Origin of the sequence: Bacteroides sp. 3_1_13 (assembly GCF_001185845.1) — a bacterium.
Lineage (GTDB): Bacteria > Bacteroidota > Bacteroidia > Bacteroidales > Bacteroidaceae > Bacteroides > Bacteroides xylanisolvens.
In genome coordinates, this window is sequence record NZ_KQ236955.1 from 1,041,201 (window position 1) to 1,054,715 (window position 13,515).

Consider the following 13,515-nt stretch of genomic DNA (forward strand, 5'->3'; position numbering starts at 1 on the left):
ACAGAAATGTAAGGCAGGATGAATAAGAGAGATTTAACAGTTGAAAAACGGATTAATCATTGTTATTCAGATAATGTTTTATATCTTCGCACCAACCTAATGAGTTGTTTGACAGACTGAAAATAAGGCAAAACGATGCAGACGGGTGGTTTCTAAACCGTTACCTATTAATCAAAAACTAAAGCGTAAGTATTTGATTTAAAGAGCGGTATTTATTAGTGCAACAAATGTATAGCAGAAGAAAAGAATAAAGGTCCGAATCAATGTTTTCATAATCATTTCTTCACGTGAGGATAATCTATCGTATAATGTAATCCGCGGCTTTCCTTACGCTCCATTGCTTGGCGCATAATCAGATAACCCACATTCACCATATTACGCAATTCGCAGATTTCTCTGGACGCTACGCTGCGTTTGAACAGGCTTTCAGTCTCTTCGTAGATAATATCGAGTCTGTCCCAGGCACGTTTTAGACGGAGGTCGCTGCGGACAATACCTACATACGTACTCATAATCTGGTTCACTTCCTTCATACTTTGCGTAATGAGCACCATTTCTTCCGGCGAACGGGTTCCTTCGTCATTCCATTCGGGAATATTTTCATTATAAGAATATTGATCGACCACTTGTAGACTGTGTTTGGCGGCAGCGTCGGCATATACGACTGCTTCTATCAGTGAGTTGGAAGCCAGGCGGTTGCCTCCATGCAATCCTGTGCAGGAACATTCTCCCACGGCATAAAGACGTTCGATGGAAGATTGTCCGTCCAAGTCGACAAGGATACCTCCGCAGAGATAATGGGCGGCCGGGGCTACCGGGATATAATCTTTCGTGATGTCGATGCCCAGGCTAAGACATTTCTCGTAGATATTGGGGAAGTGTTTCTTTGTTTCTTCGGGATCTTTGTGGGTGACGTCCAGATATACATGGTCGTCTCCACGGTTCTTCATCTCGTTGTCGATGGCGCGTGCCACGATGTCACGGGGAGCGAGTGAAAGACGGGGATCATATTTCTGCATGAACTCTTTGCCGTCCATTGTACGCAGTACACCTCCGTAACCACGCATTGCTTCCGTTATCAGGAAAGAAGGGCGGTCTCCCGGATGATATAGGGCGGTAGGGTGGAATTGTACAAACTCCATATCCTTCACCGTACCTTTGGCACGGTAAACCATGGCGATACCGTCTCCGGTAGCGACTAGCGGGTTAGTGGTTGTTTTATAAACGGCTCCTACTCCACCGGTAGCCATCAGCGTCACTTTAGCAAGATAGGTATCTACTTTTCCCGTTTTCGGATCGAGGATATAAGCACCATAACATTTGATGTCCGGTGTCTGACGGGTTACAGTCACTCCCAGGTGATGCTGTGTCAGGATTTCAATGGCAAACTGGTTTTCGATGACCGTGATATTCGGATGGCGTTGTACGGCTTTAATCAGGCTGTCCTGAATTTCCGCTCCCGTATTATCTTTATGGTGAAGAATACGGAACTCCGAGTGTCCGCCTTCGCGGTGCAAGTCAAATTCGCCTTTCTCGTTTTTGTCAAAATCCACTCCCCACTTAATCAGTTCTTCAATTTGTGCGGGAGCTTCGCGCACTACCTTTTCTACTGCGGCACGGTTACTGATCCAATCGCCGGCAATCATTGTGTCTTCAATGTGCTTGTCGAAATTATCCACCAGAAGGTTGGTGACGGAGGCTACACCTCCCTGGGCGAAGTACGTATTGGCTTCTTCCAGCCCACTTTTACAGATAAGAGCAACTTTACCTTTGTGCGCCACTTTCAGCGCAAAACTCATACCGGCAATTCCGGAACCGATAACGAGGAAATCGAATTTTCTTACCATAATCTTGTTATTTCTCACCGCAAAGCTACAAAATAAGTTACTTCGTTGTACTTTTCGTTGTCACTAATTCATAAAATTGCTACCTTGCAGGCAAAAATCTGACAAAATGAATCGAATTTTTCATGCCCGCATCGCCTGGTACCAATATTTCCTGTTGGTGGTGCTTACTGTGAATGCCGTCGGCGCATTGTGGTGTAAGTATATCTTAGTGGCGGTACTGTTTATGTTGATGCTGATTGTAGTGATCGAACAAATTATACACACTACTTATACATTGACAACAAACGGTGATCTGGAAGTCTCACGTGGTCGTTTTATTCGCAAGAAGATCATCCCGCTTTCCGAAATTACCGCAGTCAGGAAATACCATTCCATGAAATTCGGCCGCTTCTCGGTGACGGATTATATCCTGATAGAATACGGAAAAGGGAAGTTTGTTTCGGTGATGCCTGTCAAGGAACAGGAATTTGCAGAACTACTCGAAAAGAGAATGTTCGCAAAGAAAATAAAGGCCACAGAGGTAATAGACTCTGTAGACTCTCAAGCGGATGAATCGTAGCATGTTTTGATAATAATGAAAAGATTAACTGATTATATACTATGAAATATCAAGTAATTATCATTGGTGGCGGTCCTGCGGGATATACGGCTGCCGAAACTGCCGGTAAAGGCGGTTTGAGCGTATTGCTTATCGAAAAGAATAGTCTGGGTGGTGTCTGTCTGAATGAAGGCTGTATTCCTACGAAAACATTGTTGTATTCGGCAAAGACTTATGACAGTGCAAAACATGCATCAAAGTATGCAGTCAATATCCCGGAAGTCTCTTTCGATTTGCCTAAGATAATAGCGCGTAAAAGTAAGGTAGTGCGTAAACTGGTGCTGGGAGTGAAAGCGAAGCTGACTGCCAACAATGTTACAATTGTATCAGGAGAAGCGCAGATCATTGATAAAAATACGGTTCGCTGCGGGGAAGAGACTTACGAAGGAGAGAATCTGATATTATGTACGGGTTCGGAAACCTTTATTCCTCCTATTCCGGGAGTGGACGCGGTGAACTACTGGACGCACAGGGATGCTTTGGACAGTAAAGAATTGCCGGCTTCTCTGGCTATTGTTGGTGGCGGGGTAATCGGTATGGAGTTTGCGTCGTTCTTCAATAGTTTGGGAGTACAGGTGATAGTGGTTGAGATGATGGACGAAATCCTGGGTGGAATGGATAAGGAGCTTTCCGCTTTGCTCCGTGCGGAATATGCCAAACGAGGTATTAAATTCCTGCTTAGTACGAAAGTGGTCGGCTTGTCGCAAACGGAAGAAGGGGCTGTTGTTTCTTATGAGAACGCGGAGGGAAACGGCAGTGTCATTGCAGAAAAGCTGTTGATGAGTGTCGGCCGTCGCCCGGTGACGAAAGGTTTCGGGCTCGAAAACTTGAATTTGGAGAAGACAGAGCGTGGCGCTATCAGAGTTAATGAAAAGATGCAGACTTCTGTGCTGGGCGTGTATGTTTGTGGTGACCTGACAGGATTCTCTTTGCTCGCCCATACGGCTGTTCGTGAAGCGGAAGTTGCCGTACATTCCATCTTGGGAAAGGAAGATGCCATGAGTTATCGGGCTATTCCGGGCGTAGTCTATACCAATCCGGAGATTGCCGGAGTGGGTGAAACGGAGGAATCGGCGTTGGCAAAAGGTGTCACTTATCAGGTTATCAAACTTCCGATGGCTTACTCCGGCCGTTTTGTGGCGGAGAATGAAGGCGTCAACGGAGTCTGTAAAGTACTGCTGAACGAACAGCAACGGGTGATTGGAGCCCATGTATTGGGCAATCCGGCTTCGGAGATTATCACTCTTGCGGGCACTGCCATTGAGCTCGGATTGACGGCAGCGCAATGGAAAAAGATTGTTTTTCCGCATCCTACGGTAGGAGAGATTTTCCGGGAAGTGTTATAAACGGATTCCGATATCTGCGATCGTTCATTGATGCGGGTATCTTACTGATAAAATCAAATATATGATGAGAAAATATATAATCACTCCGGCCTTATTGGAAATAGTTTGTATGGTGATGTGTCATTGTACATTTGTTGATGTCATAAACTGTATTGTATGAAAAAAAGTCTTTTGTTGGTCGCCCTTTCAGTTTGTTTGTTGCCACTTTGGGGACAACAAAATTTCTCCCGGATAGATTCGCTTATCAAGAAGATGCTCCCCGAAGCATCCGAGGTCGGCATATCCGTCTACGATCTGACGGCTAAGAAATCGCTTTATAACTATCGTGCGGAGAAACTTTCCCGTCCTGCCTCTACCATGAAGCTGCTGACGGCTATTACCGCACTCTCCCGCCCCGAAGCTGCCGAACCTTTCCGCACGGAAGTATGGCACGATGGCGTGATAGAACATGATACTTTGCAAGGCAACCTGTATGTGGTAGGCGGCTTCGATCCTGAATTTAACAGCCAGTCGATGGATTCATTGATAGAAGAAGTTATCACTTTCCCTTTTTCGGTGATTAACGGACAGGTGTACGGCGATGTTTCGATGAAAGACTCTCTTTATTGGGGTAGTGGATGGGCATGGGACGATACCCCTGCGGGCTATCAGCCCTATTTGTCTCCACTGATGTTTTGCAAGGGGACTGTGCAGGTTTCTGTCGTTCCTTCTACGGTGCAGGGAGATACCGCGAGTGTTTCCTGTCAACCTGTATCCTCCTATTATACAGTGACGAATCAGACGAAAACACGTACCTCTTCTGCCGGAAAATTCTCTTTCACGAGAGACTGGCTGACGAATGGAAACAATCTCCTTGTTTCGGGAAATGTCACTTCGATCAGAAAGGACGATGTAAACATCTATGATTCTCCCCGTTTCTTTATGCATACTTTCCTGGAGCGTCTTCGTGGGAAAGGAATCACGACTCCCCAGTCGTATGGCTTTGCCGAATTGCCTCGTGATAGTGTGACTGTAGAACGGATGGCTTGCTGGAATACTTCCGTGCAGAAAGCGCTGAACCAGTTGATGAAAGAGAGTGATAATCTCAATGCGGAAGCATTTCTTTGTCGCTTAGGAGCCCAGGCTACGGGAAAGAAGCAGGTAGCTGCCGAAGATGGTATTGTCGAGATTATGAAATTGATCCGCCGCTTGGGGCATGACCCGAAAGATTATAAGATTGCCGATGGTTGCGGACTGTCCAATTATAATTACCTCTCTCCTGCCCTACTGGTCGATTTTCTGAAATATGCGTACTCGCAAACAGAGGTGTTTCAGATGTTATATAAATCCCTTCCCGTTGGCGGGGTGGACGGAACATTGAAATTCCGGATGAAAGGTACTCCTGCCTTCCGGAATGTTCATGCCAAAACAGGCTCGTTTACGGCAATAAATGCGCTTGCGGGCTATCTGAAGATGAAAAACGGACATGAAGTAGCCTTTGCCATTATGAACCAGAATGTGCTTTCGGCAGCTAAGGCACGGGCATTTCAGGATAAGGTGTGTGAGGTGATTATTGGGAAATAGATGGTGTCATAATACTCAAATTGAAAGACTTACCCCTGCTAAAGCTCTGTGCAACAGAAGCACTTTCCTAAAGAAAAGTGTTTTGACCCCCCAAAACAACCCAAGTGGAATTTCGTTGTTGAATCCGATTTCTATGTTGTCATAGGTTAAGTTTCTACTCTTTATGGAGGGCTTATTGATTCTTCTATAACTTATTGATTTTTCTATAAAAAGATAATTGTATTCTCTAATAAGCAAAAATCGTTAGATTTTGTTTACCAGAGAATACAATTATACTTGTTTAGAATCGAATATTGTAAATCCTATATTCTATATTACTTGGCGTATTCAGCCCAATTGGTATTCTTCATATCGCCACTTTTAGCCAACTCTGCGTGCATACCAAGTGCAGCCTGAATAGCGTGTGGAGTCTGCGCGCGGTTGCCGGCCAGTTTGAGGTAATCCCAAAGAAGCTCTTTGTAGTCAGGATGAGCACAGTTTTCGATGATGGCTTGTGCACGTTCTTTCGGACTCTTGCCACGAAGATCGGCAACACCTTGCTCGGTGATAACGATATTGACATCGTGCTCCGTGTGGTCGTGGTGGGATACCATCGGTACGATTGCACTGATCTTACCTTCCTTAGCCACAGACGGGCAAGTGAAGATAGAGATGTAAGCGTTGCGGGTAAAGTCTCCTGAACCACCGATACCGTTCATCATTTTTGTTCCGCCGATATGGGTAGAGTTTACGTTGCCGTACAGGTCGACTTCGATGGCTGTATTGATAGAAATGATACCGAGACGACGTACTATTTCCGGGCTGTTTGAGATTTCCGACGGACGGAGAACCAATTTATCACGGAAGAAATCCATATCGTTGTAAATGCCTTCCAGACAGTCGTTTGTTACAGTCAGTGAGCAGGCGCTACCAAATTTGATACGTCCTTCGCGAATCAGTCCGATCACGGAGTTTTGTATTACCTCTGTGTACATTTCGAATGGAGGAATCGTTTTATCACGTCCCAATGCACCGAGAACGGCGTTGGCGATGTTTCCTACACCCGATTGCAGGGGTAAGAAAGTAGACGGGATGATACCACGTTTCATGTCGGCAGCGAGGAAGTCGGCAACATTCTGTCCGATTTTGTCGGTCAACGGATCGGCAGCGGCGAAAGAACGGGCTTCGTCCGGCCAGTTGGTTTCTACTACGCCAATAATCTTTTTCGGGTCTACCTGAACGTAAGGGAGCCCGATACGGTCACTCGGTTTATAGATAGGAATCTCGCGGCGGTAGGGAGGGTCGAGCGGTTCGTATACGTCGTGCATACCCATGCCGGATTTGCTGTGTGCGCTGTTCAACTCCACGATGATCTGGTCGGCCAGACGGCAGATCGTCGGGGAAATACCACCGGCGGCAGTCAGATAAATCTTTCCGTCGGGAGTCACTTCGCAGGCTTCAATGATGGCTACGTTCACTTTGCCCATGAATCCGTAGCGCACTTCCTGTGCCATTTGTGAGAGGTGTATGTCGTTGTAGGCAATCTCTCCGTTGTTCACAGCTTTGCGGAAATCAGCGTTGGTAGTATAAGGGGCGCGGTAGCGGATCGCTTTGGCACGTGACAGTACGCCGTCGCAGGACTCTCCTGTCGATGCTCCTGTAAAAATTCCTACTTGAAACGGGTTTCCTTTCGCATGTTCTGCTTCAGCAATTTTTGCGAGTTCGGCTGTTACAGCCTTGGCCGTTCCGGCGGGAGTAAATCCGCTTAGGCCGATGTTGTAGCCATGTTTAATCAGGCTTGCAGCTTCCGCTGCCGAAATACGATTGAGTGACATAAATAGTAAATTTCGTGTTAAATACAGTTGATATCTAATTAGTTGAAAATTCGCTCAAAATGTATGTATACAGGTTGACACCTGATACTCCATGTTTAATACTTAATACTTAATACTTAAAAGAAGTCTCCTCCGACTGTCGGTCAGTATTTCCGTTGAAGTATTTCTCCCCAGATAATGGCTCGGCGTGCTTCTTCTGCCGAATGAATCGTAAAGTCTTCTTTATTGTCGGGTGAATCGTGAGGAGTATTATAGTGAGCACCTTGCCGACTGTTTTGTTCATCCTGTGCGACACTGTTCGCGAGGGATGCAGCCACGGATACTTCTTCTTTTTTCTTTTTCTGTTTCGAAGTTTGCTGTTTGGAAGGTTGTTTGGCGACCGGTTGCTCGCGAAGAATCGGCTGGAACAGTTCTTCCAGGGATTTGGGCCTGCCCCAAGCTTCGGGCATAGGAGCGGTATCGGGGTTTACTTCAACCGGAGATGGCATTGGGGGAACGGGGTGCTTGGCTTTAGCCTTTTTCGCCTTGCTGTTTTTATTCACCTCTTTGAATATTCCCACAAGAATGACGCCTGCTATCAAGAGAAATTTCAAAAAATCTTCCATTGTGCTTCACATCTAAATAGTTATCCGCCAAAGGTAGGCATTTTATCTGGTTTGAACTAACATTTGGGCATGAAAAAAGGGCAGCTTCACAGCTCCCCTTAATTTTTTTAACCTAAACCTTAACTATGAAAAAATCTAATGTTTCTTTCATTGCACAAATGTGAAAAATAAATTTAAATTTGCCAAGTATATGGATGGAAAATGTTTATCCTCTTAACATAAATTACAAATTTGCTTGCCAAATCATCAATTTTTGCGTTATTTCTGTGTCAATTAACCACTTATTGAAAGTGAAGCCGTATCTTTGCATCCGAATTTTTAAACTAAGATTTGAGTATGAACGAATTAACGGGAGCGGACTTTAAATCCGCAACTGAAATGACTGATGACAACAAGAAGTTGTTTATCGAAACATACGGCTGCCAGATGAACGTAGCCGACAGTGAGGTGATTGCATCGGTGATGCAAATGGCGGGATATTCCGTAGCTGAAACGCTGGAAGAGGCTGACGCTGTGTTTATGAACACTTGTTCTATCCGCGACAATGCGGAGCAGAAGATCCTGAACCGCTTGGAGTTTTTCCACTCGCTGAAGAAAAAGAAAAAGCGCCTGATTGTGGGTGTGCTGGGCTGTATGGCCGAACGGGTAAAGGATGATCTGATAACGAATCATCATGTCGACCTGGTAGTCGGTCCGGATGCTTACCTGACGTTGCCCGATTTGATTGCTGCCGTAGAGACTGGCGAGAAAGCAATCAATGTGGAGCTTTCTACTACCGAAACTTATCGGGATGTGATTCCGTCGCGTATCTGTGGCAATCATATTTCCGGCTTTGTGTCCATCATGCGTGGTTGTAACAATTTCTGCACTTATTGCATCGTTCCCTATACTCGCGGACGTGAGCGTAGCCGTGACGTGGAAAGCATCCTCAATGAAGTGGCAGACTTGGTGGCAAAAGGCTATAAAGAAGTCACCCTGTTGGGGCAAAATGTCAACTCATACCGTTTTGAGAGACCGACAGGGGAAGTGGTTACCTTCCCGATGTTGCTCCGAACAGTGGCCGAAGCCGCTCCGGGGGTACGTATTCGTTTCACGACTTCCCATCCGAAGGATATGAGTGACGAAACGTTGGAGGTGATTGCACAAGTGCCGAATGTATGTAAACATATTCATCTGCCTGTGCAGAGCGGTAGTTCCCGCATCCTGAAACTGATGAACCGTAAGTATACCCGTGAATGGTATCTGGACCGGGTGGCAGCTATCAAACGCATCATCCCCGATTGCGGACTGACTACCGATATTTTCTCCGGTTTTCATTCTGAAACGGAAGAAGATCATGCCATGTCGCTTTCGCTGATGGAAGCGTGTGGGTACGATGCTGCTTTTATGTTTAAATATTCCGAGCGTCCGGGAACGTATGCATCGAAACATCTTGAAGATAATGTGCCCGAAGAGGTGAAAGTCCGCCGCCTGAATGAGATTATCGCTTTACAGAACCGTCTGTCTGCCGAATCCAACCAGCGTTGCATCGGAAAGACGTATGAAGTGCTTGTGGAAGGTGTTTCCAAGCGTTCGCGCGATCAACTGTTCGGCCGTACGGAACAAAACCGTGTGGTGGTGTTCGACAGAGGGACGCATCGTGTCGGTGATTTCGTCAATGTGCGTGTCACGGAGGCCAGTTCGGCTACGCTGAAAGGGGAAGAAATCTGATTCACCACAGAGGACGCAGAGGACACAGAGGTCTTATTCTCATAGTCGTGGCTGTCTTGTAGTTGTGACTGCCTGTACGATATGTGGCAACTGCGCTTATACAACACATCCTGTGGGGGCTTTGAGGATTAATATAAAAAATCAGTGTTCCTCTGTGTCCTCTGCGTCCTCGGTGGTGAAACTTACATCATCATGTGTCTCCTGATGGAGAACTTCACAATTGCCATTGCGTTGATGGACGCGAATGGAATATCCATCGGTTCGTGGTGTGTGTTGTAACTCACCAGTTTGAGATGACCTTCCTTCTCCGAACGGTTTACGTATTTTACTGCCAGATACTCGTCTCCGTCAATCATAAACGATACCAGGTATATTTCCCCGTAAATGACGTTGTCGAAACTGCTGATTTCCTTGTATCCGATAATGTCTCCCGATTTCAATATAGGGTACATGCTGTCTCCGTTGACGTAGACCGCCCCGTCGCAGACGGATATATTGGGAATCAATATCTTCCCCAGTGCATACTGCTTTTTATTGGTGAACAATGTTTTCAGGTTCGCAGCTGCCGTAATGTCGTATAATGTCACGCTACGGTCGTCTATTGGTTCGGGTGTTTTCGGATTGTGTATAATCTCGACTTCTCCCTGCACCAGTTCGCTTTCGCAATGTCTCGGCTGATGTTTCGGATTTCCTTTTCCCAATAATAGCCAGTTGTAGTCTACCTTGTCCCCCAATTTGTCGAGCAACAAGCGGAAATCGATGCTGTTTCGTGCGCCCCAATTGGTGACTGTGGCTCTCGAAACTCCCAGATATTCAGCTAGTTCGCTGTCTCTTTTTAGGTTTAACGCCTGTTTGGCACGCTTGATGATACCTAATACATCCAAATTTGTATCCATTCTGTTTTTTTATTTAAAAGACTAATCCCGGATTTATAAATGGCAGCTATAAAATGGCTGACTAAAAAAATGTGTTTACTATATGTTTATAATCAATGACTTGTAAAATAGTTAAGATTAAAAATGAAAATCGATGTTTTATTTATGAAAAATAATCTATCTTTGTCCCATTGATTAATAGAAAACGTTTCAAAAATATAAATTAAAAACGGATATGCCATGCAAAACTTCAAGAAAAACACCGAAACCTTGAAAATTTCTCATCCGCCACCTGCGGAAAGCTTGCTGATACCTGTTAACAGCTATTTCCTCAAATGTTAATAGCTATTTCTCTAACCATTAATACCTGAAATGCCAGATGTTAATACCTGGCAATAGGATAACAAAAGGATAACATATTGTATACGAATACTCCGTATTTGGATGATTACAGACCTGACTGATAAAAACTAGCATTTATAATTTATAATTGGATAACAAAATGAAAAGTTCAAAAGTACAAACACTGTGCGTTTGCGGATGTTGCAAACGCTCTCTTCCGGCAAGTGCCTTTTATATCAATAAGAAAACCGGTCTTCCCGGCAACTACTGTAAGGAATGTCGTAAAACTGTCAGCCGGAACCACCGGAAGAACGAGAAACGCTCCCTGGCATGCGACAGGGAAAGCAGTTATCCGGTAATTACCTCTACGGAAGATCCCACGTTGCGGCGGGAACTTATTCTGCATGCCCTTGAAACCGTAGCTGCCAGCATTGAACGGAAAAGGCGGAAAGTCCGTGAATCGGAATTTGAATACGAATCAGGTTCTGAATCCCAATCCGGATCAGTCTTTGAATTGGAATTAGAATCAAAATCAGGATCAAAATTAGAATTGGCAGACTGATTTATAAAAACAATTTATATCATGGGACGAATAAAACAAGGGCTTGACTATTTCCCTTTGAATACCGATTTTATGCACGACCGTGTCGTACGCCGTGTGATGAAGCGTGAAGGCGATTCTGCCTTCACGATCCTGCTCTATACCCTGTCTTATCTATATTCGGGCGAGGGTTATTATATTCATGTCGACGATGACTTCTATGACGAACTCTCCGACCAGCTCTTCAGCACGGACAACGATAGTGTCCGCCGGGTGCTTCGTCTGTTTGTGGAGTACGGTTTCTTCGATTCCTCTCTCTACGAACGTTACGGCATCCTGACTTCCGCCGACATTCAGCGGCAGTTCCTTTTTATCACTAAACGTCGCAGCCGCCGTCATATTTCTCCGGACTACTGTCTGCTGCCGGATGAGGAAACCGTACACTCCACCCTTTCGGATGCTGTTGCAGAAACCCCGGATATTGTAACGCAAACCCTCGATACTGTAACAGAATCCCCGGATACTGCAACAAAAAGCACCCTCATAAAAAGAAAAGAAAAAGAAAGGAAAGAAAACATCCTCCCTAACCCTCCTTTGCCCAAAGGAGGGGATGAGGAAGAAGAGGGAGGAAATTTTTCTAACAGAAAACCGGCGAAGAAGAAACGTGAACTGACACAGTCGGATATTGACCGGATGCAAGCTCCTGCTGACGGACACCCGCGCAACCTTTCCGGACTGTTGGATAACCTTCGTCTTTATCATATTCCTCCCTCCGAACAGTATGCAATCGTGCTGAAAAGTAATTACGGAGAAATCGGTGGTAAGGTTTGGAAGGGTTTCGGTGTCATTCGGGCAAGTGCCGGAAAGATCAAACTGCCCGGTCATTATTTGTTGAGTGTCCTGAATAACTGAATTAATGAGGATTATGATGCTATTATATTATATAATGTATTGTAAATTAGTAGTATAGTAACGAATTTTCATATTAACGAATTTATTAACGCACACTTTTAAAATCTCTTGCACAGACAGAAATAAGGTCTTATATTTGCATTGTCGATAAGCTTAAAGACACAGACAAACTAGAATTATTAACGACTAAAAACTATTACAATTATGCCAGTATTGTACAAACCCTTCCAGTCAACTCTGGAAGACAAAAAAAGCGGTAAAAAACTCTTCTATCCCCGAGTTGTACGTTCGGGAAACGTAGATTCCGCACAACTTTCGAAAGAAATAGCAGCCTACTCTTCCCTCTCTCCGGGTGACGTAAAAAACACACTCGACAACCTAGTGACGGTGATGGGGCAACACTTGCAATCTTCGGAAAGCGTAAGCGTGGACGGTCTTGGTACCTTCCGTATGGTGATGGTGGCTCGTGGCAAAGGTGTGGAAACCTCTGACGAAGTGTCGGCTGCACAGGCTACGCTTACTGTCCGCTTCCAACCGACAACGACTAAGAATCATGACCGCACTACCGCTACCCGTTCGATGGTGACCGGTGCGAAGTGTGCCCGTTATGATAAACTTGTTTCCGATGCGGGTAGTGCAGGAGGTGGTAACTCCGGTGGAAGCGACAAGCCCGGTGGAAGCGGTAATGAAGGAGGCGGAGAAGCGCCCGATCCGGCTGCATAAATGACGTCACGGCAGTGAGGAATACACAAAATGTAAACGACAAACTTCGTAGGCTTAACTAAACATTTGGCTTTTAACTAAACTAGAAATCATCCACTAACATGAGGATTATCAACTTGATTGTGGTGCATTGCAGCGCCACGAGGGAGGATTGTACACTTTCACCGGAAGATTTGGACCGGTTACACCGGCGGCGCGGATTTAACGGAACAGGCTATCACTACTACATCCGCAAGGATGGAACAGTGCACCTTACCCGGCCCGTGGAACGCATCGGAGCACACGCCAAAGGTTTCAACGCTCACTCGATAGGTATCTGCTATGAAGGTGGTCTGGACTGCCGGGGACGCCCGGCAGATACCCGGACTCCGGCACAACGGGCTACGCTCCGGCAGCTCGTCGGGCAACTACAGGAGAAATTCCCTGGCTGCCGGGTATGCGGACACCGGGATCTTTCACCGGACTTGAACGGAAACGGTGAGATAGAGCCGGAAGAATGGATTAAACAGTGCCCGTGCTTTGAGGTGGCAAAGGAATTCAATGAGTTCGGAGCATTTGCCGATAGAACTGATGAGACTGGAAGTACGGAGAAACACAGAGTAACACAACACATTAAAGAACAGAAAGGAGGTAAATGAT

Annotated in this window: 12 protein-coding genes; 8 read left to right on the forward strand and 4 right to left on the reverse strand. The window is 45.6% G+C overall.

Annotated features, from left to right (window positions below; all coding sequences use genetic code 11):
- Positions 1-275: 275 nt before the first annotated feature.
- Positions 276-1,847: an L-aspartate oxidase gene (gene nadB, locus HMPREF9009_RS03770; RefSeq protein ID WP_049701485.1), complete on the reverse strand. Its 1,572-nt coding sequence runs from the start codon at positions 1,845-1,847 to the stop codon at positions 276-278.
- Between the two features lie 106 nt (positions 1,848-1,953).
- Between nadB and HMPREF9009_RS03775 the strand changes: the two genes are divergently transcribed.
- From HMPREF9009_RS03775 to dacB, 3 genes are all read left to right on the forward strand, one after another.
- Positions 1,954-2,406: a PH domain-containing protein gene (locus HMPREF9009_RS03775; RefSeq protein ID WP_049701486.1), complete on the forward strand. Its 453-nt coding sequence runs from the start codon at positions 1,954-1,956 to the stop codon at positions 2,404-2,406.
- A 41-nt stretch (positions 2,407-2,447) separates the two neighbouring features.
- Positions 2,448-3,791: a dihydrolipoyl dehydrogenase gene (lpdA, locus tag HMPREF9009_RS03780; RefSeq protein WP_049701487.1), complete on the forward strand. Its 1,344-nt coding sequence runs from the start codon at positions 2,448-2,450 to the stop codon at positions 3,789-3,791.
- Between the two features lie 156 nt (positions 3,792-3,947).
- Complete coding sequence (gene dacB / locus HMPREF9009_RS03785) at positions 3,948-5,354, forward strand: D-alanyl-D-alanine carboxypeptidase/D-alanyl-D-alanine endopeptidase (RefSeq protein WP_049701488.1); 1,407 nt, start codon at positions 3,948-3,950, stop codon at positions 5,352-5,354.
- A 314-nt stretch (positions 5,355-5,668) separates the two neighbouring features.
- On the opposite strand, the gene HMPREF9009_RS03790 is transcribed toward dacB, so the two are convergent.
- A complete protein-coding gene (locus tag HMPREF9009_RS03790; protein ID WP_004312851.1) occupies positions 5,669-7,168 on the reverse strand; it encodes an acetyl-CoA hydrolase/transferase family protein in 1,500 nt (499 codons plus the stop codon).
- 143 nt (positions 7,169-7,311) lie between these two features.
- Positions 7,312-7,773, reverse strand: a complete 462-nt coding sequence (locus HMPREF9009_RS03795; RefSeq protein WP_049701489.1) for a hypothetical protein — start codon at positions 7,771-7,773, stop codon at positions 7,312-7,314.
- A 336-nt stretch (positions 7,774-8,109) separates the two neighbouring features.
- On the opposite strand from HMPREF9009_RS03795, the gene miaB reads away from it, so the two are divergent.
- On the forward strand, positions 8,110-9,483 hold the full coding sequence (gene miaB / locus HMPREF9009_RS03800) for a tRNA (N6-isopentenyl adenosine(37)-C2)-methylthiotransferase MiaB (protein WP_004298847.1): 1,374 nt from the start codon (positions 8,110-8,112) through the stop codon (positions 9,481-9,483).
- A 182-nt stretch (positions 9,484-9,665) separates the two neighbouring features.
- Here the strand turns inward: miaB and HMPREF9009_RS03805 are convergent, their stop codons facing one another.
- On the reverse strand, positions 9,666-10,379 hold the full coding sequence (locus HMPREF9009_RS03805; protein ID WP_008023698.1) for a LexA family transcriptional regulator: 714 nt from the start codon (positions 10,377-10,379) through the stop codon (positions 9,666-9,668).
- 481 nt (positions 10,380-10,860) lie between these two features.
- Here HMPREF9009_RS03805 and HMPREF9009_RS03810 point away from each other — a divergent pair, with 481 nt between their 5' ends.
- The 4 genes from HMPREF9009_RS03810 (at position 10,861) to HMPREF9009_RS03825 (ending at position 13,514) form a co-directional block, all read left to right on the forward strand.
- Positions 10,861-11,262: a hypothetical protein gene (locus HMPREF9009_RS03810; protein WP_008023700.1), complete on the forward strand. Its 402-nt coding sequence runs from the start codon at positions 10,861-10,863 to the stop codon at positions 11,260-11,262.
- A gap of 21 nt (positions 11,263-11,283) precedes the next feature.
- Positions 11,284-12,153, forward strand: coding sequence for a DUF4373 domain-containing protein (locus HMPREF9009_RS03815; RefSeq protein ID WP_049701490.1), 870 nt, complete (start codon positions 11,284-11,286; stop codon positions 12,151-12,153).
- Between the two features lie 204 nt (positions 12,154-12,357).
- Positions 12,358-12,876 carry an HU family DNA-binding protein gene (locus tag HMPREF9009_RS03820; RefSeq protein WP_049701491.1) on the forward strand — a complete coding sequence of 173 codons (519 nt, stop codon included), beginning with the start codon at positions 12,358-12,360 and terminating at the stop codon, positions 12,874-12,876.
- Between the two features lie 101 nt (positions 12,877-12,977).
- Positions 12,978-13,514: an N-acetylmuramoyl-L-alanine amidase gene (locus HMPREF9009_RS03825; protein ID WP_049701492.1), complete on the forward strand. Its 537-nt coding sequence runs from the start codon at positions 12,978-12,980 to the stop codon at positions 13,512-13,514.
- Position 13,515: the final 1 nt, after the last annotated feature.